Genomic DNA, 24,348 nt, shown 5'->3' with positions numbered 1-24,348 from the left:
TGGCGCGGTTTTTTTTGCCTCGGGCAGACTATTCGGCAGCGAGCGCCGTATCGGCCGCATAGTCGGCGACGAATTCGGCCATTTGCTGCATGAAGACCGCGATTGAGCCGGCGAGCGCGCCAAAATCGCTACGTTTCGCAAGGGTCGCCTCATCGACATAGAGGGCGCGATTGACCTCGATCTGCAGGGCATGCAGGCCGCGCACCGGACGTCCGTAGTGTTCGGTGATGAAACCACCCGCATAGGGCTTGTTGCGCACTGCCGCAAAACCCAGGCCATCGAGGAATTCCAGAGCCGCCTGCGACAGCTCGGCCGAGGCGCTGGTGCCGTAGCGATCACCGATGATGAAATCGGGCCGAATTGCACTGCCGGCGATGCGGATATTGCCCGGCATGGAATGGCAGTCAATCAGCACACCGAAACCGAACCGGGCATGGGTACGCGCGATCAGTCTCCTGAGGCAGGCGTGATAGGGCTTGTACACTGCCTCGATCCGTTCGAGCGCTTCGGCGACCGGCAGCCGCCTGTCATAGATCTCGACGTTCTCCGCGACGATGCGCGGAATTGTGCCGAGCCCGCCTGCCACACGAACGGAACTGATGTTCGCATAAGGCGGCAGCGATCCCTGGAACATGCGCGGGTCGAGTTCATAGGGCTCGCGGTTGACATCGATGAAGGCACGCGGGAAATGGGCAAGCAGCAACGGTGCGCCGAAATCGGGTGCGGCAGTGAACAGCTCATCGACATAATGGTCCTCAGAACGGCGGATCGCCAGACCATCGAGTCGCGACTGGTCAAGGAAACGGGCAGGATAGCGCCTCCCGCTATGAGGCGAGTTGTAGACGAAGGGGATGGACTGCGTTTCAGGTTCGCGCACCTCGAACAGCTCGAACTCGCCTGTCATCCCGTTCACGGTGCCTCTTTTTTACCAAGTCACAACCTTGTTGCTTAGACCATGTTGCCAGTTGCCCCCGCGAAAGTCCATATTGGGTTAAATGGCGCTTGGGTCTGCAAAGCCGGTTCTTCACCGGTTGTTTACTCCACAAGAGGAAACTAAAAAGCCCGAAAGCCTTCCCTGGAAATGAGTGAGTAGCGGACCCTTCAATGATTCAGAAAATTCTTCTCGCCGAAGACGACAACGACATGCGCCGGTTCCTGGTCAAGGCGCTCGAGAAGGCGGGATACAAGGTGTCCTCCTTCGACAATGGCGCCAGCGCCTATGACCGCCTTCGGGAAGAGCCCTTCTCGCTGCTGCTGACCGACATCGTCATGCCGGAAATGGACGGCATCGAGCTGGCGCGCCGCGCCACCGAACTCGACCCGGATCTCAAGGTGATGTTCATCACCGGCTTTGCCGCCGTTGCGCTCAACGCCGATTCGAAGGCCCCGAAGGATGCGAAGGTGCTCTCCAAGCCTTTCCACCTGCGCGACCTCGTCAACGAAGTCAACAAACTGCTTGCCGCGTAAGGGCTTTCGCGGGCGGCGCAAGAAACTCGTCGCGAAACCGAAAAAACCCTATTGACGGAGCCGAGGGTTTTGTGGTCTTAAGCCGCCATCGGATGGGCGTGTAGCTCAGCGGGAGAGCACTACGTTGACATCGTAGGGGTCACAGGTTCAATCCCTGTCACGCCCACCATCCCAATTCAAACAAGGGCTTGGCGAGAAATCGCCGAGCCCTTGTCGCATTTGCGGATATGCCGTTTTGAATGGCAACCGGCTGGATCACCCTTCGATCTTGAACACCTCTTCCCCCACCCACACGATGACATAGCCGCCACTCGCCCTGCCTTCCGCAGCCCAACGCCGAAGGTGGCCGTGATAAGGCTGCTCCGTCCAGATCTCCCGGTGGCGCGGATCGACCAGCACGGTCAGTTGGGCTCCCTGCCGATAGATCATCATATGGCTCAGGATCGGATCCCATTCCGCCCCCAGGGAGAGGTCGGTCCTCCAGCCGCAGAGAAAATCCCGGCAGGTCGCGGGGCGCGCCGCATAGGCGGTGCAACCCTCGTCGCGAACACAATAACGACAGAGCGCGTTGGCCGGCTTGTCGAGTTCATCGATGTCCGGCAGGTCGCAGCACAAGGTGCAGGACCGGCAGGAACGATGCGAGAGTGCGATTGTGGACGTATCAGGTTGGGAAACGGTCGTCGTCATTGAGTTTTCGTACCATAGGGGACGTCCCCTGGCACCACACCGATACCAAGATCCGGCGCCCCAGGGCGTCGGACAAGGAGCCAAGAGCCTGCCTCGTCCCCGTTACGGTGGCGAGTTTAGAGCGCAAGCCGCCAACTCAAAAGCCGCCGGCTCATCATGAACCGGCGGCCTCGGTGAGACGCCCTTGAGGCATCCGATCGACCGCGCCAGGGCGCGGCGAGAAGTTGCAGTGTCAGGCCTCAGCCGGCGGCAGAGGACCGCGCAGCGACTTCTCCGAGATTTCGATGATCGGCTTGGCTGCTCCATCGATCGGCAGGCTCCAGCCTTCGAGCGGTCCGAGGCTCGCGCTCGGCATGGTGGCCGCCGGTGCTGCCTGGCGGTCGATGCGCGCCACCTCCAACTGGCCAGTCAGGATGGCAATTTCCGAACGCAGCTGGCGGATTTCTGCCTTGGCGACCTCCGCGCTCGAGCGATACTGGCGGATTTCTTCTTGGTCGGCGCGGGTGCGCTGGTCGAAATCTCGCTTCATCGTCTCGGAGTCGCGATCCCGTTTGCCGCGGCTGCTTTCGGAGTCGCGCAGACGCATGGTCAGTTCGCTGACCTGGAGCGACAGATCCCGGCGCGTCGACTCATTATCGGAATGATGGGCGCGTGCCTCGTTCAACTCCTGGGCCAGGCGATCGGCGCGTAGCGACGACGTGGCGAGTTCCGCCTTGGTCTGCTTGAGCTCCGAGCGGGTCGCCTGCAGTTCGTCCTCGACCAGCTTGACGCGTCCCCGCGCGGTCACCAGCAGCTTCTCGACCAGCTCGGCCTTGGAATTGATCGCCTCGTGACGGGTCGACAGCTGCGACATCTCCACCGCCATGGCGCTCTGCCGCGTATCGACATCTGACTGCAGGCGTTTCAGCTTTTCCTCTGTGAAGGTGAGTTCCTGCTTGAGGGTCGTCACCTCGCCGACCAGACTGCGCGACAGGTTCTCCTGGTGCGCGAGACCGTTCTTGAGCTGGCCCTTCTCTTCGCTGAGCCGGGCAATCTCACGGGCCTGCGCATCGGCCTCGCGACTCGAGGATTCGCTCAGGACCTGGTGCTCCGTCCGCTCCGTCTCGTACTTCTCCCGCATGATCGCGAAATCGCGATTGCGCTGCTCGAGGTCATGATGGGCACGTTTCAGCAGGGCAGAAGTCTCGTCGTACTGGCGAATGCGTTCATCGAGCTCCCGCGATGCGTCCCGCAGGCGGGTCTCGACTACGGCAAGATCCTGGGCGTTGGCTTCATAGAGCGCCTGAAGCTTGACGAGTTTCTCGCGGTTTTCTTCAATTTCCGCACGCATTTGCGTGTTTTCGGCCTTGAGCTCCTTGCACTCGGTAGCAAGCCGCTGGCTCTCGCTGTCGAGCTTCTTGCGGGCAGTGCTTTCATAGTCGAGCAGGGAGCCGATCCGTGCCCTTTCGGTGCGCAGCGACGCTAGCTCGGCGAGTGCCTCACTATGGGACGTCAACAGCGCGGAAACGCGCTCCTGCAGGTGACCAAATCCAGAGAGCAGGTGCTCCGAGGAAAGCTGGCTCTCCTCCACGATCGAGCCAAAAGCCTGACACTCGCCGAACTCGCCCAATGGCTGCATCCCGGAGTTGGAAAATGCTGCGAATGCCGCGCCGTCTTGCTGGCTGGCGACCGGGCGCGTGCCGGCGCCGTCCCCGCCCTTGCCCTGCTCTTCGGTGCGGCGAAAAAAACTCATGACCATGCTGCTCCCCAATCCAACCCCGGCGATTAAATAAAGACCTTCTAAAGTGCTGTTTTAGAATGAACTTCAAATCGTATTTTTCCGATGCAACGTCCCAGCGGGAAAGATCAGTCATGTTTTGACTTGGGTCAAAGCAAAGTTTGAATGCGTCGGCCAGCCGAACGACGATTCCAACAGCTTTCTTGCAGAAATGAAGCTTTGACGACGGAACCGGCGCCCGACCTGTGTCAAAACGCTACTTTCGATTGATCCACGGGGCGGCAAGGCCGCCCCCTTCAGGGTGCTCAGCGGTTGGCAACAGTGCGCCGCGCTTCCACGACCGAATCACGAATCACCTTGGACAGCGTCTCCACGATCTCGCCCAATTCCTCCTCGCTGGCATTGTAGGGCGGCGCGAGGATGACGGTGTCGCCGGCCGTGCCGCCGACATTGCCGGTGCAGGGATAGCAGATCAGGCCGGCATCGAAGGCCCGACGGCCGATGGCCGCATGCAGGCTGGCATAGGCGGGGAACGGCTCCTTGGTGATCGGATCGCTTACCAGTTCGAGACCGATGAAGAAGCCACGGCCGCGCACATCGCCGAGCTCTGCGACATCGGCCAGGGCCGTGCGGAGTTCCTGCTGAAGGATCGCGCCGCGATCGAGGACCCGTCCGAGCAGCCGGTCCCGCGTGACGATCTTCTGCACTGCGACGCCCGCGGCACAGGCGGCGGTGTGGCCGGTGAAGGTGTGGCCGGTCATCGCACCGCCATGCGCGGCCATCAGCACCTCATGCACCTTGTCGCTGTAGAGCGCCGCGCCAAGCGGCTGGTAACCGGCCGCGAGCCCCTTGGCCACGCTCATGATATCCGGGACGATACCGTCGTGTTCGAGTGCCCGCCAGGTGCCCGTCCGGCCCGATCCGCACATCACCTCGTCACCGATCAAAAGGACGCCGTATTTGTCGCACACCGCGCGGATCCCCTTGGCATAGCCTTCCGGCGCCGGCACCACCCCGCCGGCCGCGCCGACCACGGGTTCGAAGATGAAGGCGGCAACCTTGTCCGGCCCGATCTCCAAAATCTTGTCTTCAAGCTCCTGCGCCAGAAAGGCCGCCAGTCCCTCGGCGCTGACACCCTCCGGCCGACGGTAGGCATTGGCGGCGGAAACGAAGGCGACGTCGAGCAGGCTGCCCTCGAAGGCATCGCGCCGTGTCTTGAAATGCGAGACCGAGAGCGCGCCAAGCGTATTGCCGTGCCAGGAGCGCTCACGCGCGATGAAGCGACGGCGGCTCTTTTCGCCACGCGCCGTGTGGTACTGGAGCGCGATCTTCAGGCAGGATTCGACCGCTTCCGAACCGCTCGACACATAGATGATATTGGGGAAATGCCCGCCGGTATTGTTGGTGATGATCTCGGTCAGCTCTTCCACCGCATCCGAGGTGAAGAGATAGCGATAGGCGTGCGCAATGCGATCGAGCTGCTGCTTGACCGCTTCCGTCACTTCCGGATGCGCGTGCCCGAGACAATAGACCGCCGGCCCGCCAGAACCGTCGAGATAGCGCTTGCCGGTGACATCATAGAGGTAGCTGCCCTTGCCATAGGCAATCTTGGGCAGGGACTGGACACCGTAGCTGCTGCCGGTGCTGGTGGTTTTCGCTGTGGACATGGCGTTTCTCTTGGTTGCCGCATGCGGCGGGCGGATTGGACTTGAACCGGGGAGACGCGACAACGCTCCCTCGGTGGTGGGGATGATACAGCCCTCCATGCCGCTGACAAGAGAAATTAAACGACTGTTCAGTTTTGTGCCGATCCGCTCAGGCAGAGGTGGCGGCCAGCATGGATTCGGTCCACTGCTCGCACAGCCCGATCGCCTCTTCCGAGGAGAATGTCTGCGGATTGAGGCACCATTCTAGCCAGAGCCCGTCATGGATGGCGACCAACCCGATCGCCGCAAGCCTCAGATCCGGCATGGGTCGCCCCGACGCCCCCCAGAGGTCAGCAAGCAGGGCTTCGAGAAGACGCCGGTATTCAGCATAGGTGCGGTCATGGACCTCCGTCATGATCGGCGAGTGCTCGATCATGCCCCAGAACACCACCCAGGTGCGAAGAGTGCTGCGCTCCAGAATCGGCGCCGACAGCGAGGCGCGGAAATAGGCGCTGAGCCGCGCCCGGGGATCGGAACCCGCAGCCTCGACTTTGTCGCGCATATTGGCAAGCAGGTCGAGCGAGAGGGTCTCGTAGGCATGGCCGATGAGTTCGTCCTTGCTGGCATAATGATGGTTGATGAGGCCAACGGAAATGCCGGCCTCCTTGCTGATTTTGCGGATGGAAAGCCCCGCATGCCCTTCACGGGCAAGGCAGGCGAGCGTCGCTGCGATCAGCGCCCGGCGACGCTCATCCGGAGATTTCCGCTCGAATTTTCCAAGCTCTCCCATTGGGGGCTCCTCGCCGCAAATGGTGTTACTGCGCGGCACCGATGGTAACTGTCACCGGCTGCAGCCCGTCGATTTGACCGTGAATGCGGTCGCCCGGATTGAGCGCACCGACGCCCGCCGGCGTTCCGGTAAAGATGAGATCACCGGGGACGAGATGATAGAAGCGCGACAGGTGGCTGATCAACTCCGCGACCGACCAGACCAGATCGCTCAAGCGCGCGTCCTGCCGAATCTCGCCATTCACCTCGAGCCAGATGCGCTGGGGGCCGATCTCCGCGAAATCCGAGGCCTTGGTGATCTCGGCGATCGGGGCCGACATCTCGAACGCCTTGCCGAGCGACCATGGACGCTGTTTGGCGCGCTCCGCAAGCTGCAGGTCACGACGGGTCATGTCGAGGCCGGCCGCATAGCCGAAGACGGCCTTGCCGGCCTCTTCGACACTGACCTCGAAGGCAGGCGCGCCGATCGCCACCACCAGCTCCATCTCGTAGTGGAAGTTGGATGTGCCCGGCGGATAAGGAATTTCGCTGCCTGTGGCCACGATCGCCGAAGCCGGCTTGGTGAAATAGAACGGCGCTTCGCGGTCCACCTCGTAGCCCATCTCGGCAGCGTGTTCGGCATAGTTGCGCCCGACACCGAATATGCGGTGGACGGGGTATCCGGCCGTCTCGCCGCGAACGGGAACCAGTGGCGTCGACGGGATTTCGAAAAGCGTCTTCATCGTTTTGCTCGCATTCAATTCGGTAATTGCCGCGCATGTTACCGCTACGGCACATAGCCGACATAAATCAGCTAAGGCGGCGCGTCGCCAGTGTCGACATACTCATCCGCCGAAAAAATGCTGAACACAAAGAGAAGCGGGACCTTGCAGCACCGCCACCGCCTCTCGCCCGAGGCAACCGCGAATAGCGGTTCTTGCATCGCTCTTTTTTGTTGGCGCGATAAGCGCTAAAGAAAATCATAAACTTGCGGGGGGAACGCAATCGTGATGCTTGAAATCTATGAGATGCCCGGCCATCTGGTCCGGCGACTGAACCAGGCCTCGGTCTCCGTGTTCATGGAGGAAGCCAGCAAGAAGGGCTTCGACCTGACGCCCGTGCAATACGCGGCGCTAAGCGCCATCGAGGCTGGACCCAGTCTCGACCAGGCAACGCTCGCCAGCCATATCGCCTATGACCGCGTGACTATCGGCGGAGTCGTCGATCGCCTGGTACAGAAGGAGCTGGTGCGGCGCGAAACCAATCCGAATGATCGCAGGGCCCGCAATCTCTTCGTCACTGAGAAAGGCTCCCAGACGCTCGCCGAAATCCGCCCGATCGTCCAGAACGTGCAGGCGATCCTGCTGGAGGGCCTCGATGCGGCGGAACGCCAGCAGTTCGTGGCCCTGCTGCAAAAGGCCTGCGAAGCCGTCAACGAGAAGAGCCGCGCGCCCCTACGGGTGTCCTGAACGGCCCGCCACTCGCCCGCGCCATTACGGCACAAGAACCGCGGCGCCCTGGAACCGGCCGGCGCGCAGGTCGTCCAGCGCTTCGTTAGCCTTTTCCAACGGATAAACCGTCGTCGTCGTGGTGACCCCGGCCCGCGGCGCTAGTTCGAGGAATTCCGTGGCGTCCGCCCGGGTGAGATTGGCGACCGAGAGAATTTGCCGCTCGCCCCACAGGATCGAATAGGGAAACTGCGGGATGTCGCTCATGTGGATGCCGCCGCAGACGACGCGACCGCCCTTGGCAACGGCCCGGAGCGCCGCGGGCACCAACTCGCCCACCGGGGCAAAAATGATCGCGGCATCCAGCAGAACCGGCGGAGAATCTTCGGAACCGCCGGTCCACACGGCACCGAGCGAAAGGGCCAAGGCCTGCGCCGCTTCATCCCCGGCCCGCGTGAAGGCATAGACCTCGCGCCCCTGATAGACGCAGACTTGAGCGATGATATGGGCCGCCGCGCCGAAACCGTAGATTCCGATGCGCTTGCCCTCACCCGCCATTTTCAGCGACCGCCAGCCGATCAGCCCAGCGCACATCAGCGGTGCGGTTGCGACCGGATCGGAGAAGCCGTCGAGCGGAAAGGCGAAGGCGGCATCCGCCACCACATGGCTGGCGAAACCGCCGTCGCGGGTGTAGCCGGTGAAACCCGGATTGTCGCAGAGGTTCTCCCGCCCGCTCGCGCAATAGCTGCAGCAACCGCAGGTATGGCCGAGCCACGGAATGCCGACGCGCCGGCCGGGTTTTAGATCGACTTCCGCGCCGCAGCTCTCGACGATGCCGACGATCTCATGCCCAGGTATGAGCGGCAGCTTCGGCTCGGTCAGATCGCCATTGACAACATGCAGGTCGGTCCGGCAGACGGCGCAGGCCTCGACCCGCACGACGATCTCGCTCGGACCGGCAACCGGATCGGGCCGCTCTTCCAGCCTCAAGGGCTGGCGCGGCGCATGCAGCACCATGGCTTTCATCTCTTCGGCCTCCCGGTTCCAGAACCGCATGGCAGTTCGCAATCCGATCGTTTATGCTGGATTAGCCTTCATGACGCAGTGATCGGAATCAAGTTCTTTTCGCCGACCACAACGCCGAAACCGGATGCTGCCATGCCGTCCTCCCCTGCGCCCTTTTCCTTCGAAGCACCGGAAAAACGAGCCTATTGGAGCCGGCCTCAGGCCGATCTTCTTGCGCTACTGGAAACCTCGCCTCACGGCCTGACCGGTGATGAGGCCGAGGCGCGGCTGAAGAGCGTGGGCGCCAACGTCTTTCGCGAGGAAGGCCGCTGGTCGGGCTTCCGGATCTTTCTGTCGCAGTTCGAGAGCCCACTCGTGCTGATCCTCGTGGCGGCAGCCGCCATCTCGATCGCGGTCGGCGAATGGAAGGAGGCGACGATCATCATCATCATCATCCTCGCCAGTTCGCTTCTGAGCTTCTACCAGGAATATTCCGCCTCGCTTGCGGTCCAGAAGCTGAAGGAACGCATCGCCTTTAAGGTCAAGGTCTGGCGCGACGGCGAATTGCGCCCGCTTGCCGCCAGCGCGCTCGTCCCCGGTGATGTGATCGAGGTGGCGGCCGGCGACCTCATTCCCGCCGACTCCGTGGTGATCGAGGCGACCGACCTGCATGTGAGCCAATCGGCGCTGACCGGCGAGACCTATCCGGTGGAAAAGCGCGCCGGCGAGATCCCGGCCGAGACCACGTTGGCAAACCGCACCAACGTGCTCTTCACCGGGGCTTCGGTGCGCAGCGGCATCGGCCGCGCCGTCGTGGTCGAGACCGGCTCGGCGACCGAATATGGTACGATCGCCGGCCACCTCAGGCTGGAGCCGCCGGAAACCGATTTCGCCCGCGGCATCCGCCGCTTCGGCTACCTGATGACCCGCATCACGCTGATCATGGTGGTCGTCATCTTTGCCGGAAACCTCATTCTCGACCGGCCGCTGATCGATTCCCTGCTGTTTGCCCTGGCGATCGCCGTTGGCCTGACCCCAGAACTGCTGCCGGCCATCGTCAGCGTCACCTTGTCGAACGGCGCCCGGCGCATGGCCGACGGCGGCGTGATCGTGCGGCGCCTCGCCTCGATCGAAAACCTCGGCAGCATGAACCTGTTGTGCACGGACAAGACCGGCACGCTGACGGAAGGCGTGGTCCGGCTCGAGTGCGCCGAAGGGCCGCTCGGCGCCGGCCGCACCGACCTCATGCGGCTCGCCGCGATCAACGCCCGCCTGCAGAACGGCATGGCCAATCCGCTCGACGATGCGATCGCCTCCGCGGCTACGACCGCCGGCATCGATACGGCAGGCGTTCGCAAGATCGGCGAAGTCCCCTATGACTTCCTGCGCAAGCGCCTGTCGGTGATCGTCGAGGAGACCGATGCCTCCGGCCACCTGCTGGTCGCCAAGGGCGCACTGGCCAATATCCTCGAAATCTGCGGCACGGTGCAGGACGGCGACGAGGTTCGGCCGCTCGATGCGGCCGCCCGCGCCGTGATCGAGAGCCGTTTCGCCGCCTGGGGCGACGAGGGCTACCGTATACTCGGCCTCGCCATCCGCCACTTCCCGACGCCTGCCGACCGTTACGACCGCAACAGCGAACAGGACCTCACCTTCGCCGGCTTCCTGCTGTTCAGCGACCCGCCGAAGCCGGGCATCGTCGAAACGCTTTCGGCCCTCGCCACGCGCGGCGTCGGCGTCAAGGTGATCACCGGCGACAACCGCTTCGTCGCCGCCCATCTGGCCCGTTCCGTCGGATTGAAGGCCGATCACATCCTGACGGGCGAGGAACTGGCGCGGACATCCGACGAGGCGCTGGCCGCGCTCGCCGGCCGCACCGATCTCTTCGTCGAGATCGACCCCAACCAAAAACAGCGCATCATCGCGGCGCTGCGCAGGCGCGGCAATGTCGTCGGCTACCTCGGCGACGGCATCAACGATGCGCCGGCGCTCCATGAGGCCGATATCGGCATTTCCGTCGAAGGGGCCGCCGATGTCGCCCAACAGGCCGCCGACATGGTGCTCGTCGACAAGAACCTCAACGTGCTCCTGGACGGCATCGACAACGGGCGGCGAACCTTCGCCAATACGCTGAAATACATCTCGACCACGACCAGCGCCAATTTTGGCAACATGATCAGCATGTCGGTCGCTTCCTTCATCCTGCCGTTCCAGCCACTGCTCGCCAAGCAGATCCTGCTCAACAACTTCCTCTCCGACATCCCCTCACTGGCCATTGCCAGCGACAATGTCGACGAGGATGCGGTGATCCGTCCGCAGAGCTGGAACATCGCCTACGTCCAGCGTTTCATGGTGGTCTTCGGCCTGATCAGCACTGTGTTCGACATGCTGACCTTCGGCTTCCTGATCGTGGTCGCGAGGGAGACCGCCGCGATATTCCAGACCGCCTGGTTCGTTGAATCGCTCGTCACCGAACTTGCCATCGTGCTGGTGATCCGCACTTCGAAACCGGTATGGAAGAGCAAGCCCGGACGCTGGCTGGTCCTGTCTACCGTCGCGGTGATCGTGCTTGCGCTGTCAGTACCATACCTGCCGGGAGCAGATTGGTTCGGCTTCGTTCCGCTGCCGCCCCAGGTGCTTGCCGGGCTCGGCGTCATAACGCTGCTCTATCTGCTGGTATCGGAGATCGCCAAATACTGGTTCTTCGCGCACGAACACGACCGCTTCCTGCCGAAGCCACGCACGAACCCGCACCGCCCGGTCAGGACCTTGCGCCACCGGCAATGAGAAAAGTGCGGCGGGACAAGCTATCCGACAAGTGGAAATCCTCCCAACCGGTGCAGCCCCCGTACTGAAATATCGCCGAGCGCAAAGCAAGTAGAGCAAGCCTCAGCGGCGTCATGGCAAAGGTATTGTGGAATGCATATTGCCACTGAGACCGGCACCCGAAGCTGGCGCGCCCGACAGCTGGGGCAAAACACCGTGATCGCGCTCAATAGACCATGATCTTCGACCCGGCGCGCCGCGAAAATCCGTCCAATACGCCTGAAATTCTGTCCACTTTCTGCGACCGCAAGATGCACAGGGTTGGAGTCAGCGACAAAAAATGCAACAACCAGACGTTCAGGCATCGGGACTACAGGGCGTGCGCCGCGCCATTGTGCGTCGAAGCCGAAACTCGACTGCCCGGCAGGCAGCGCCACCGCCCATCGTCCGCCAAACCGAAAGGCAAAGCAGAATATGACCGAGAAGATCGTACCCGTCATCATGGCGGGGGGAAAGGCACCCGCCTCTGGCCGTTGTCGCGCGCCACCGCTGCCAAGCAGTTCATCCGTTTCATTGGCGACAAGACCCTTTTCCAAGGCACCCTCGACCGTGTCACCGATCAGGACCTCTACGAGCCCGCGCTGGTGATCACCAACGAAGAATTCCGCTTCCTGGTCGCCGAACAGGCCCGCGAGATGGATTCCAGAACTCTGCGGCATCGTGCTGGAGCCGGAAGCGCGTAATACGGCAGCGGCCGTTGCCGTCGCCGCCCTGATCGTCGCCGATCTCTACGGCAGCGACACGCTCCTGCAGGTCCTGCCGTCCGACCACGACATCGTCAGCGACCAGCGCTACCGGACCTGCGTCGACGCGGCTGCCGCCGCTGCCCGCGCTGGCAAGATCGTCACCTTCGGCATCACCCCGACCGAGGCGGCCACCGGCTACGGCTATATCGAGATGGGCGAACCGCTGACCGCCGGCGCCAACGCCGTCAAGCGCTTCGTGGAGAAGCCCAAGGCCGAGGACGCCGAGAAGATGCTCGCCGCCGGCAACTACTTCTGGAACTCCGGCATGTTCGTCTTCTCTGCCGGCCAGATCCTCTCCGAACTGCGCCTGCTGGCGCCGGACGTGCTCGCCGCGGCCGAAAAATCGGTGCGAGGCGCGACCAAGGATCTCGACTTCACCCGTCTCGACGCCGATGCCTTCGCCGAAAGCCCCAGCATTTCGATCGACTATGCGGTAATGGAAAAGACGGCCAATGCCGCCGTCGTTCCCTCCCCGATCAACTGGTCCGACCTCGGCAGCTGGGACGCCGTGTGGAAGCTCGGCAATGCTGATCCCGACGGCAATGTCGTCAGCGGCAATGCCACATTGGTCAACACCCGCAATTCTCTGGTCATGTCGCGCAACAACCATCTCGCCGTTCAAGGCATGGATGGCGTAGCCGTGATTGCCAGCGAGGACGCCGTCTATGTCGGTCGGCTCGACGATAGCCAGCAGGTCGGCAATCTCGTCAAGTTGCTTGCAGCCGACAAGAAGACGGCGACGCTCACTGAAAACCATCCGACCTCGCTGCGCCCCTGGGGCGGCTATACCTCGGTGCTCAACGGCGAGCGTTTCCAGGTCAAGCGGCTCTTCGTCCATCCCGGCAAGAAGCTGTCGCTGCAGAAGCATCACCACCGCTCGGAACACTGGATCTGCGTCAAGGGCGCGGCTGAAGTGACGATCGACGACAAGGTGACCATGCTGCATGAGAACCAGTCCATCTATATCCCGCAAGGGGCCGTGCACCGGCTCGGCAATCCCGGCAAGATCCTGCTCGAACTGATCGAGATACAGACCGGCTCCTATCTCGGCGAGGACGACATCATCCGTCTGGTCGACGAGTTCGGCCGCAGTTGATCCTCGGCTTGCCACCGGAGAAACCGGTTCCAGCAAGTCCCGACCCGCGAAACAGAGTTTCGCGGGTTCTCTTTGGCCTGGCCCCCTCTGGCATCAGCGGCGGGCCGCCGGCAATGCGGCAAGGCGTTGCGCCCTTGCTTTATGGCGCTGCATTGCACAAGATCGTCCTTTAGCCCGACAAAAAAGAACAACGGGCAAAGAGGGCGAACAGCAGACATGTCGATCAAGGCGAGCATCTACCATCTCACCCATTACAAGTATGACAAGCCGGTGCGGCTGGGACCTCAGATCATCCGGCTGAAACCGGCCGCCCATTCCCGTACCAAGGTGCTGAGCCATGCGCTCAAGGTCACGCCGGCCAATCATTTCGTCAATCTGCAGCAGGACCCCTACGGCAACTACCAGGCGCGCTTCGTCTTCCCCGATCCGGTCACCGAGTTCAAGATCGAGGTCGATCTCGTCGCCGACATGACCGTCTACAACCCCTTCGACTTCTTCGTCGAGGAGGAAGCGAGCCAATGGCCGTTCGAATACCCGGCCGACATCCGCGACGACCTGAAGATCTACATGACGCCGGAACCGGACACTCCGGCACTGGCCGCCTTCATGCAGACGCTTGACAAGACGCCCGGCCAGGGCACGGTCGACATGGTCGTTGGCCTGAACGCCGCCCTGCAGCAGAAGATCGGTTATGTCATCCGCCTCGAGCCCGGCGTCCAGGCGCCCGACGATACACTCACCATCGGCCAGGGTTCGTGCCGCGACACCAGTTGGTTGCTCGTCCAGGTGCTGCGCCGGCTGGGCCTCGCCGCCCGCTTCGTCTCGGGCTACCTGATCCAGCTGAAGCCGGACCTGAAGGCACTCGACGGTCCATCGGGCACCGAGGTCGATTTCACCGACCTTCATGCCTGGGCTGAAGTCTACCTGCCCGGCGCCGGCTGGGTCGGCCTCGACCCGACCTCTGGCCTTTTGACCGGCGAGAGCCACATCCCGCTCGCGGCAACCCCGCACTACCGCAACGCCGCGCCGATCACCGGCGGCTATTTCGGCCATGCGAATACCGAATTCGATTTCGCCATGACGGTGACGCGCGTCGCCGAGCATCCTCGCATCACCAAGCCGTTCTCCGACGAGAGCTGGGATGGGCTGAACGCGCTCGGCCATCGCGTCGACGCAGAACTTCAGGCCCGCGACGTGCGCCTCACCATGGGCGGCGAGCCGACCTTCGTGTCGATCGACGATTTCCAGTCGGAGGAGTGGAACACCGACGCGGTCGGCCCGACCAAGCGCGACAAGGCCGACACCCTGATCCGCCGCCTCAGGCAGCGCTTCGCGCCGGGCGGCTTCCTGCACTATGGCCAGGGCAAGTGGTATCCCGGCGAAAGCCTGCCGCGCTGGACCTTCTCGCTGTACTGGCGCAAGGACGGCAAGCCGATCTGGCAGAATCCCGAACTGGTGGCCGAGGAAGGCAAGCGCTACGATGTGAGCGCCGACGACGCCGGCCGTCTGCTCGGCGAGATCGCCGAAGCCCTCGGCATCGAATCCGAAATGGTGGTGCCGGCCTATGAGGATCCCGGCGAATGGATCCTCAAGGAAGCCAACCTTCCCGACAATGTCGACCCCGCCAATTCGAAGCTGAAGGACCCGGAAGAACGAAGCCGCATCGCCCGCGTCTTCGAACGCGGCCTGACCGAGCCGAGCGGCTACGTCCTGCCCGTCCAGACCTGGAACAGCAAGGCGACCGGCAAGCGCTGGGTGAGCGAGAAATGGAAGACCCGCCGCGGCAAGATCTTCCTGGTGCCCGGCGACAGTCCCGTCGGCTACCGCCTGCCGCTTGGCGCCCTGCCCTATGTCCCGCCGTCGCAATTTCCCTATATCCACCCCGCCGATCCGAGCGAGCCGCGGGGACCTCTGCCGGAAGTCGTTGAGCCCACCGGCCGCGCCATGCCCGAAGCCTCGTTCCAGGTGGACGACACGATCCAGCAGGGCCGCGTCGAGCAGGTGCTCGGCGAGATCGGCGGCGCAGTGCGAACCGCCATGTCGGTCGAGGTGCGCGATGGCCGCCTCAGCATCTTCATGCCGCCGGTGGAGCGGATCGAGGACTACCTCGAACTGGTCGCCGCCGCAGAGCAGGCGGCAACCGCCATCGGCCTGCCGGTCCATATCGAAGGCTATGCGCCGCCGCATGACGAGCGCATCAATGTGGTGCGCGTCGCCCCCGACCCCGGCGTCATCGAGGTCAACATCCATCCGGCAGCCAGTTGGGATGACTGCGTCGCGATCACCGACGCCGTCTACGAGGAGGCCCGCGAATCGCGCCTCGGCGCCGACAAGTTCATGATCGACGGTCGCCACACCGGCACCGGGGGCGGCAACCATGTGGTGGTGGGCGGGGCCAATCCGGCCGACAGCCCGTTCCTGCGCCGTCCCGACCTGCTGAAAAGCCTCATCCTGCACTGGCAGCGCCATCCGTCGCTGTCCTACCTGTTCTCCGGCCTGTTCATCGGCCCGACCAGCCAGGCGCCGCGCATCGACGAAGCGCGCCACGACAGCCTCTACGAACTCGAAATCGCCATGGCGCAGATCCCGATGCCCGGATCGGGCGAGGCTCCGCCGCTGCCCTGGCTGGTCGACCGGCTGTTCCGCAACCTTCTGATCGACGTCACCGGCAACACCCACCGCGCCGAGATCTGCATCGACAAGATGTTTTCGCCCGACGGCCCGACCGGCCGGCTCGGCCTCGTCGAGTTCCGCGGCTTCGAAATGCCGCCGAACGCCCGCATGTCGCTCGCCCAGCAACTTCTCGTGCGCGCCCTCATCGCCCGCTTCTGGAAGAACCCGACCGGCGGCAGCTTCGTGCGCTGGGGCACGGCCCTGCACGACCGTTTCATGCTGCCGCATTATATCTGGCAGGATTTCCACGAAGTGCTGGCGGACCTGCGCGACAACGGCTTCGACTTCAAGCCGGAATGGTTTGCCGCCCAACTCGAATTCCGCTTCCCCTTCTATGGCGAAGTCGAATACGGGGATTCGCGGCTGGAACTCAGGCAGGCGCTTGAGCCTTGGCATGTCATGGGCGAACAGGGCGCGATCGGCGGAACCGTGCGCTATGTCAACTCCTCGGTCGAACGGCTGCAGGCTCGGCTGGAAACGGGCAATCCGGAGCGCTACGCGATCGCCTGCAACGGGCGGCGCGTGCCACTGGCGAAGACGGGAACCAACGGCGTCTCGATCGGCGGCGTGCGCTACAAGGCCTGGCAGCCGGCATCGGGCCTGCATCCCGTCCTGCCGGTCAACACACCGCTAACATTTGATGTTTATGATATGTGGTCGGGCCGGTCGATCGGCGGTTGCGTCTACCATGTGGCGCATCCCGGCGGTCGAAACTACGACACATTCCCTGTGAACGGGAATGAAGCGGAAGCACGACGCCTTGCACGTTTCGAACCGTGGGGTCATACAGCAGGCAATTTTCCGCTATGGCCGGAGACGGTATCTGCGGAATTCCCCCATACGCTGGACTTGCGGCGACCCCAGGGCATTTGACGAAATGGCGAACCAACCGGCAGCGGACAAGAGCCCGGCAGACAGAGTGACGACCGAGTCGAGAACCGCGGGTTATCGCGCCCTTCCGGGCGCCGCCGACGAAATGCTCGACGCCGAGGGCAATATCCGCCCGGTCTGGCAATCTTTCGTCTCAGCGCTGGATGGCCTGTCAGATCATGATCTGCATGAGCGCTTCGCCCGGGCCGACCGCTATCTGCGCGACGCCGGCGTTTTCTACCGCGCCTATGGTGCAGCCGGCTCGAGCGAGCGGGTCTGGCCCTTTTCGCATATCCCGGTGCTGATCGACGAGAAGGAATGGAACGTGCTGGCCGCCGGTCTCGTCCAGCGCGCCAACCTGCTCGAGGCCGTCGTCGCCGACATTTACAACGACAACAAGCTGGTCGAGCAGGGCTTCCTGCCGCCAGCCCTCGTCGCCGCCAATCCGGAATTCCTGCGTCCGCTGGTCGGCATCAAACCCGCCGGCGGCCACTATCTGCATTTCTGCTCCTTCGAGATCGGCCGCGGGCCGGACGGCAACTGGTGGGTGCTCGCCGACCGCACCCAGGCCCCCTCCGGCGCCGGTTTTGCGTTGGAGAACCGCGTGGCGACAGCCAGGGCCTTCTCCGACATCTACGGCGAAAGCCATGTGCATCGCCTCGCCTCCTTCTTCGGTGCCTTCCGCGAGGCTCTGCAGGCTCAAAAGAGGAACAGCGACGACCGGATCGCAGTTCTCTCGCCAGGGCCGGCCAATGAGACCTATTTCGAGCACGCCTATATCGCCCGCTATCTCGGCATCATGCTGCTGGAGGGCGAGGATCTGGCCGTCGTCAATGGCCGCGTCATGGTGCGTACCGTGGCTGGTCTGAGGCCGATCAGCGTGCTCTGGCGCCGCCTCGATGCAGCCTTCTCCGACCCGCTCGAACTCAACCAGAGCTCCCATATCGGCACGCCGGGCATGGTGCAGGCGCTGCGCAACGGCTCGGTCACCTTCGTCAACGCGCTCGGCTCCGGCATTCTCGAAACCCGGGCCTTCCTCGCCTTTATGCCGACCATCTGTCGCCATCTGCTCGGCGAGGATCTGGAACTGCCGTCGATCGCCACCTGGTGGTGCGGTCAGAAAAGCGAGCGCGAGCACGTCGCGCGCAACATCGACCGCATGGTCATTGGACCAGCTTATTCAGGCCTTCCGTTCTTCGATGACAACGGCCGCTCCGTCCTGGGCTCTCGCCTGTCCGGCAGTTCCCGGCATTCCACGGCCGAGTGGCTGGAATCCGAAGGCACCAACCTGGTCGGCCAGGAAGTCGTGACCCTCTCCACCACCCCGGCCTTGGTCGACGGCAAGGTCACGCCGCGCCCAATGTCGCTGCGGGTCTACGCCGCGCGCACCCGCGACGGCTGGCAGATCATGCCGGGCGGCTTTGCTCGAATCGGCTCCGGCAACGACATCACGGCCCTTGCCATGCAGTCGGGCGGCAGCGCCGCCGATGTGTGGATCGTCTCCGACAAGCCGGTCGATCGCATCTCGCTTCTGCCCGCCGAGGAGAGTTTCACCCGCAACATGCCCGGCAGCCTGCCGAGCCGCGCTGCCGACAACCTCTATTGGCTCGGCCGCTATATCGAACGGGCCGAAGGCGCCCTGCGCATCCTGCGCGCCTGGCATGCCCGCTTCGCCGAGTCCGCTGATCCCGACCAGCCGCTGCTCGCCTTTGTGTCGCGCTACCTCTCCGATCTCGACGTCACGATGAAGCACGGCGTGCCTGAGAGCCTGCTGCGCAACATCGAAGGCGCCGTATACTCTGCCAGCAATATCCGGGACCGCTTCTCGCCCGACGGCTGGCTCGCATTGAACGACCTCGCCAAGACCGCGCGCCGCTTCCATGACACCGTGAAGCTCGGCGACGACGCCGCGCACGCGATGACCGTGCTGCTACGCAAACTGGCCGGGTTCGCCGGCCTGGTGCACGAAAACATGTACCGCTTCACCGGCTGGCGCTTCCTCACCATCGGGCGCCTCTTGGAACGCGGCCTCCACATGACCCGCCTGCTCGGCCACATGACCGGCGACGATGCGCCGGACGGCGCGCTCGACATGCTGCTGGAGATCGGCGACAATGTCATGACCCATCGCCGCCGCTACAATGTCAGCACGACGCGGCTGACGGTCACCGACCTCTTGGCACTCGACCCCCTCAATCCGCGCTCGATCCTTTTCCAGCTGAACGAGATCCGCACCGAGGTCGAGCAATTGCCGAACGCTTTCATCAACGGCCAGATGTCGCCGCTCTACCGAGAAACCGTCCGGCTACATTCGACGCTCGCGGTGATGACGCCGGAGACCATGGACGCCGATATCTATGCCAGTCTGGAGCGCGACCTCGAAAAGCTCTCCGACCTCCTCGCCAGCACCTATCTCGGTTAGCTTGATGCTCTACGACCTCTCCCTGCATATCGGCTATCTTTACGACGTCCCGGCATCGGGCGCCCATCACATCTTGCGGCTGCTGCCTCTGTCCCTCCCCGATCGACAGCGTCTCGTTGCCGGCAGCGTCACCGTCCATCCGAAGCCGGACGAGCGATCGGGCTTCACCGACTTCTTCCGGCATCCAGCGACCTATGTGATGTACCGCTCGCCGCACGACAAACTCGACATCCGCATGAAGGCCCGCGTCTCGGTCGAGGCTCCCCCACTTACCGCCGACTTCTCTCCGATCCTTTCCGGGCTACCGGATGAACTGGCCGATTGCTGGTCTCTCGGACCGGAATCGCCGCACCATTTCCTCGGAGAGAGCCCGCGGCTCGGCATCGACCCGTTGATCGCCGACTATGCCCGCTCGGATCTGAAGCCCGGCTTCACCGTGCGTCAGATCGCGGAAGCCATCTGCGCGCGCATCCATGCCGACTTCAGGTATGACCCGAAGGCCACCACGGTCGACACGCCGGCGCTCGAGGCCTTCGCATTGAGACGAGGCGTTTGCCAGGACTTTTCACACATCATGATCATCGCACTCAGAAGCCTCGGCATCCCGGCCGGCTATGTGAGCGGCTTCCTGCGGACCATTCCCCCGCCGGGCAAAGAGCGGCTCGAGGGCGCCGACGCCATGCATGCCTGGGTCAGGGTGTGGTGCGGCGAAACGGCAGGCTGGATCGAACTCGATCCGACCAACGACATCCTCGTCGGCGCAGACCACATCGTTACGTCCTACGGCCGCGACTATTCCGACGTCGCCCCGGTGATCGGTGTACTGAAGAGCTATGGCAGCCATCAGACGGAGCAGGCGGTCGACGTCATTCCGCTGAATTAGCCCCTCTTGCCGGGAACTGCGCGTCAGCTAAAATTTTACCAAACCGTTTAAGCCGAAAAACAGGTCTTTACTGTATCAGGTCGTCAAAGTGCTCTATTTTGACGGAAGAACATGATGGTCGAGACTAGGAAAAAGCACGCAGCCTGCCGCGGTTTCATGACGGATCGCGGCGGTAATTTCGGGATGATGACGGCGATCCTCCTGCCCGTGCTCCTGGCGAGTGCCGGCGTGGCGATGGACCTCGCCAAGCTGGTGCAGGTGAAATCCGCCCTTCAGGACGCAGCCAACTCCGCGGCCCTCTCCGCCGCCTCTGCCCTTGCCAGCAAGGATATCACCGACGCCGAAGCCATCGCACTCGCCAAGCAATTCATGGCGGCCCAGTTCAGAAACACGAGCCTCAACGGCAGCCTGCCTACCGAGGAAGAAGAAGAGAGTGCCAAGGATCTCGCCGAGGGCGCGCTGGCCAGCATCGAGCGAACCAAGGATGAGAGCGGGCTAAACAAGGCCTTCGAAGTCAACGTAAGCGGGCACTACGACGTGCCGATGAACGCTTTCACGCGCCTACTTGGCTATGACACCGTTCGAGTCAGTGTCGCGAGCACATCCGAAAGCACCCAGGCAAGCGGAAATGCCCTGTCCATGTACCTCGTTCTCGACCGCTCCGGTTCGATGTCCTTCGTTACCGACACAAGAGACACGAGCCAATCGTCGTGTGTGAACTACACGTCCGCAAACTGGGGCTACAAGGACGTTCAAAAAGGCAAGCAAGGCTACATCGCGCCGTCTTCGCCGTGCTATGTGAAAAAGATCGCGGCACTGAAAACCGCCTCCACAGTCATGCTGGACATGCTGAACGAAGCCGATCCGGATCGCAAGTTCGTCCGCCTCGGCGCCGTTTCCTACAACGACTCGACCCAGACCCCATCCTCCATCACGTGGGGCACGAGCGGCGCCGCATCCTATGTCAACGCCCTGCCTTCGGTCCCGACAGGCGGCACGAATGCTTCCGGCGCCATGAAAGTCGCCTATGATGCCCTCAAGCGTGCCAGCACGACGGAAGCGACCGCCCATACCGCCAAAGGCAACCGCGATTTCCAGCGCTTCATCCTGCTCATGACGGACGGTGAAATGACCGGTTCCAGCTCTAGCTGGAATTCGACGATTGACAACCAGGTGCGCAATTACTGCGACCAGGCCAAGAACGACGACATCAAGATCTTCTCGGTCGCCTTTATGGCGCCCAACCGGGGCAAATCCCTACTCGGCTATTGCGCCAGCGCGACAGATTACTACTTCGAGCCCGAAGACATGGGCGACCTCGTGAGCGCTTTCAGGAAAATCGGCCAAAAAGCCGCGGATCTCACCACGCGCCTCACAAACTGATGCGCGAGGCCTGGGTTAGCAAACCTGGCAAGCCGCAAATGCCCCGGTTTTCCAAGCTATTGCCCCGCGTCGAGAACAAAGCCGAACATGATCCGCCAATATCAAGATCACGCCATAGCTAATCGGTGGCAACCCATTCTATCCGGTTGCAAGTGCTTCCTAACGATGCGTAAACTGTCCAAAGAAGCGTGCCGGTAGGGGAGAATCGGCGCGGCATTCCGACTGGCGCGCAACGAATTGGCGAGATCATGATCAAGAGCCTTAGCAAAGCCGACCTGCCTCTTCCCCAACGACGAGTTACCGATCCGGAAGTCCTTGCGGCCGAGATTATCGAACGACTGACCTATGGCATCGGGAAGGATGCCAAGATGGCAACGCCGCATGACTGGTTGACGGCCACCATCCTGGTGGTGCGCGACCGCATCATCGACCGCTGGATGGAAACGACACGCGCCACCTATGACAACAACGCCAAGCGGGTCTACTACCTCTCGCTGGAATTCCTCATCGGCCGGCTCATGCGCGACGCGATGTCCAATCTCGGTATGATGGACGAGATCCGCCAGGCGCTCGCCTCGATGGGCGTCGACCTCGACGTCATTGCCGGTCTCGAGGCAGACGCCGCGCTGGGCAATGGCGGCCTGGGCCGCCTCGCCGCCTGCTTCATGGAGTCAATGGCGACCGTCCACATTCCCGCCTATGGCTATGGCATCCGTTATGTGCACGGCCTTTTTCGCCAGCAGATGGCCGACGGTTGGCAGGTAGAGCTCCCCGAGACCTGGCTCGCCCACGGCAATCCCTGGGAGTTCGAGCGACGTGAGAGTTCCTACGAGATCGGCTTCGGCGGCGCCGTTGAGACCGCGGGCGGGCATGACGAGGAGCCGCAATTCGTCTGGAAGCCAGGCGAACGAGTGATCGCCACCGCCTACGACACGCCGGTGGTTGGCTGGCGCGGCGACCATGTCAACACATTGCGTCTCTGGTCGGCCCAGCCGATCGACCCGATCCTGCTCGAGGCTTTCAACGCCGGCGACCACATCGGAGCGCTCAAGGAAAGCAACAAGGCGGAAACACTCACCCGCGTCCTCTACCCAGCCGACGCGACATCTGCCGGCCAGGAACTCAGGTTGCGCCAGGAGTACTTCTTCTGTTCAGCCTCGCTGCAGGACATCCTCAGGCGCCACCTGCAACAGGGCAACGAACTGTCCGCCCTGCCCGACAAGGTGGCGATCCAGCTGAACGATACGCATCCGGCCATTTCCGTCACCGAACTGATGCGCCTGCTCTGCGACGTGCACGGCCTCGACTTCGACACCGCCTGGGACATCACCTGGCGCACATTCTCCTACACCAACCACACGCTTCTTCCCGAGGCGCTGGAGAGCTGGCCGGTGCCGCTGTTCGAGCGGCTCCTGCCCCGCCACATGCAGCTGGTCTACGCGATCAACGCCAAGATCCTGCTCCACGCCCGTAAGAACCGCAATTTCTCCGATCACGAGATCAGCCATATCTCGCTGATCGACGAGAGCGGCGACCGACGGGTGCGCATGGGCAATCTCGCCTTCATCGGCTCCCACAGCATCAACGGCGTGTCGGCGCTGCATACCACGCTGATGAAGGAGACGGTGTTCGCCGACCTGCACAAGCTCTACCCGGACCGGATCAACAACAAGACCAACGGCATAACCCCGCGGCGCTGGCTGATGCAGTGCAATCCGCGCCTGACATCGCTGATCCGTGACACGGTGGGCCCGGCTTTCCTCGATGACGCCGAAAAGTTGAAGGCACTCGACGTCTACGCGGACGATTCAGAATTTCAGAAGCAGTTTGCAGCGGTCAAGCGCGCCAACAAGGAGCAGTTGGCCAATCTCGTCGCCAGCCGTATGGGCATCCGGCTCGACCCGTCGGCCATGTTCGACATCCAGATCAAACGCATCCACGAATACAAGCGCCAGCTCTTGAACATCATCGAGACGGTGGCCCTGTTCGACCAGATCCGCACCCATCCGGAGCGCGACTGGGTGCCACGGGTCAAGCTGTTCGCCGGCAAGGCGGCGCCGAGCTATCACAACGCCAAGCTGATCATCAAACTGGCCAACGACGTCGCCCGTGTCATCAACAATGACCCGGCGGTCCGCAACCTGCTGAAGGTCGTCTTCATCCCGAACTACAATGTCTCGCTTGCCGAGGTCATGGTGCCTGCCGCCGACCTCTCCGAACAGATTTCCACCGCCGGAATGGAAGCCTCGGGAACCGGAAACATGAAGTTCGCGTTGAACGGTGCACTGACCATCGGCACCCTCGACGGAGCCAATGTCGAAATGCGCGACCATGTGGGCGAGGAGAACATCGTGATCTTTGGCATGACGGCCGGGGAGGTCGCGAAGGTGCGCGCTGGCGGACACGATCCGCGCGCCGTGATCGAAAGCTCGCGCGAACTCTCGCAGGCCCTTTCGGCGATCGCCTCGGGCGTCTTCTCGCCTGACGATCCGGGTCGCTTCGCCGGCCTCGTGGACGGGCTTTACCAGCACGACTGGTTCATGGTCGCCGCCGACTTCAACGCCTATGCCACGGCGCAGCGCCAGATCGACACGCTTTGGGGCGACGATGCGGCGTGGTATTCCAAGACGATCCGCAACACGGCGCGCATGGGCTGGTTCTCCTCGGATCGGACCATTCGCCAATACAGCGCCGACATCTGGAGAGCCTGA

General features: G+C 62.9%; 15 protein-coding genes, 1 tRNA gene and 1 pseudogene. 10 read left to right on the top strand and 7 right to left on the bottom strand.

Going from position 1 to position 24,348, the window contains the following annotated elements:
• Window positions 1–28: 28 nt before the first annotated feature.
• On the bottom strand, window positions 29–904 hold the full coding sequence (locus ACWPVA_RS02015) for an N-formylglutamate amidohydrolase (RefSeq protein ID WP_454289504.1): 876 nt from the start codon (window positions 902–904) through the stop codon (window positions 29–31).
• 200 nt (window positions 905–1,104) lie between these two features.
• Between ACWPVA_RS02015 and cpdR1 the strand changes: the two genes are divergently transcribed.
• Together cpdR1 and ACWPVA_RS02005 are read left to right on the top strand one after the other, a co-directional pair.
• Window positions 1,105–1,467 (top strand): response regulator CpdR1, encoded by a 363-nt coding sequence (gene cpdR1, locus ACWPVA_RS02010; protein ID WP_115669735.1) that lies wholly within the window; start codon window positions 1,105–1,107, stop codon window positions 1,465–1,467.
• Between the two features lie 94 nt (window positions 1,468–1,561).
• Window positions 1,562–1,636 (top strand) — tRNA-Val (locus tag ACWPVA_RS02005).
• Between the two features lie 86 nt (window positions 1,637–1,722).
• On the opposite strand, the gene ACWPVA_RS02000 is transcribed toward ACWPVA_RS02005, so the two are convergent.
• The 5 genes from ACWPVA_RS02000 to ACWPVA_RS01980 all read right to left on the bottom strand — a co-directional run bounded on the left by ACWPVA_RS02000 (window position 1,723) and on the right by ACWPVA_RS01980 (window position 7,028).
• The gene (locus ACWPVA_RS02000; protein ID WP_454286083.1) at window positions 1,723–2,154 is read right to left on the bottom strand and encodes a hypothetical protein; all 432 of its coding nucleotides are present in this window, start codon (window positions 2,152–2,154) and stop codon (window positions 1,723–1,725) included.
• A gap of 232 nt (window positions 2,155–2,386) precedes the next feature.
• Window positions 2,387–3,886 (bottom strand): hypothetical protein, encoded by a 1,500-nt coding sequence (locus tag ACWPVA_RS01995; RefSeq protein WP_454286082.1) that lies wholly within the window; start codon window positions 3,884–3,886, stop codon window positions 2,387–2,389.
• A gap of 290 nt (window positions 3,887–4,176) precedes the next feature.
• Complete coding sequence (locus tag ACWPVA_RS01990) at window positions 4,177–5,538, bottom strand: aspartate aminotransferase family protein (RefSeq protein ID WP_454286081.1); 1,362 nt, start codon at window positions 5,536–5,538, stop codon at window positions 4,177–4,179.
• 148 nt (window positions 5,539–5,686) lie between these two features.
• A complete protein-coding gene (locus ACWPVA_RS01985) occupies window positions 5,687–6,307 on the bottom strand; it encodes a TetR family transcriptional regulator C-terminal domain-containing protein (protein WP_454286080.1) in 621 nt (206 codons plus the stop codon).
• A 25-nt stretch (window positions 6,308–6,332) separates the two neighbouring features.
• Window positions 6,333–7,028, bottom strand: coding sequence for a fumarylacetoacetate hydrolase family protein (locus tag ACWPVA_RS01980; RefSeq protein ID WP_454286079.1), 696 nt, complete (start codon window positions 7,026–7,028; stop codon window positions 6,333–6,335).
• Window positions 7,029–7,295: 267 nt separating this feature from the next.
• On the opposite strand from ACWPVA_RS01980, the gene ACWPVA_RS01975 reads away from it, so the two are divergent.
• Window positions 7,296–7,754, top strand: a complete 459-nt coding sequence (locus ACWPVA_RS01975; protein WP_454286078.1) for a MarR family winged helix-turn-helix transcriptional regulator — start codon at window positions 7,296–7,298, stop codon at window positions 7,752–7,754.
• 24 nt (window positions 7,755–7,778) lie between these two features.
• Here ACWPVA_RS01975 and ACWPVA_RS01970 read toward each other — a convergent pair whose 3' ends face one another.
• Window positions 7,779–8,759, bottom strand: a complete 981-nt coding sequence (locus ACWPVA_RS01970) for a zinc-dependent alcohol dehydrogenase family protein (RefSeq protein WP_454289503.1) — start codon at window positions 8,757–8,759, stop codon at window positions 7,779–7,781.
• A 132-nt stretch (window positions 8,760–8,891) separates the two neighbouring features.
• On the opposite strand from ACWPVA_RS01970, the gene mgtA reads away from it, so the two are divergent.
• From mgtA to ACWPVA_RS01935, 7 genes and pseudogenes are all read left to right on the top strand, one after another.
• A complete protein-coding gene (gene mgtA, locus ACWPVA_RS01965) occupies window positions 8,892–11,525 on the top strand; it encodes a magnesium-translocating P-type ATPase (RefSeq protein WP_454286077.1) in 2,634 nt (877 codons plus the stop codon).
• A gap of 453 nt (window positions 11,526–11,978) precedes the next feature.
• Window positions 11,979–13,406, top strand: a pseudogene (locus ACWPVA_RS01960) (mannose-1-phosphate guanylyltransferase/mannose-6-phosphate isomerase).
• A gap of 216 nt (window positions 13,407–13,622) precedes the next feature.
• Window positions 13,623–16,952, top strand: a complete 3,330-nt coding sequence (locus tag ACWPVA_RS01955; RefSeq protein ID WP_454286076.1) for a transglutaminase family protein — start codon at window positions 13,623–13,625, stop codon at window positions 16,950–16,952.
• A gap of 4 nt (window positions 16,953–16,956) precedes the next feature.
• Entirely contained in the window at window positions 16,957–19,371 is a 2,415-nt protein-coding gene (locus tag ACWPVA_RS01950; RefSeq protein ID WP_454286075.1) for a circularly permuted type 2 ATP-grasp protein, read from the top strand.
• Window positions 19,372–19,375: 4 nt separating this feature from the next.
• Window positions 19,376–20,254 carry a transglutaminase family protein gene (locus tag ACWPVA_RS01945; RefSeq protein WP_454286074.1) on the top strand — a complete coding sequence of 293 codons (879 nt, stop codon included), beginning with the start codon at window positions 19,376–19,378 and terminating at the stop codon, window positions 20,252–20,254.
• 111 nt (window positions 20,255–20,365) lie between these two features.
• Complete coding sequence (locus tag ACWPVA_RS01940; RefSeq protein WP_454286073.1) at window positions 20,366–21,637, top strand: vWA domain-containing protein; 1,272 nt, start codon at window positions 20,366–20,368, stop codon at window positions 21,635–21,637.
• Window positions 21,638–21,885: 248 nt separating this feature from the next.
• Entirely contained in the window at window positions 21,886–24,348 is a 2,463-nt protein-coding gene (locus ACWPVA_RS01935) for a glycogen/starch/alpha-glucan phosphorylase (RefSeq protein WP_454286072.1), read from the top strand.

This window comes from Rhizobium arsenicireducens (genome assembly GCF_964021225.1).
Note: the sequence above shows the minus strand (reverse complement) of the source record. Positions and strands in the feature narration are given on the sequence as shown.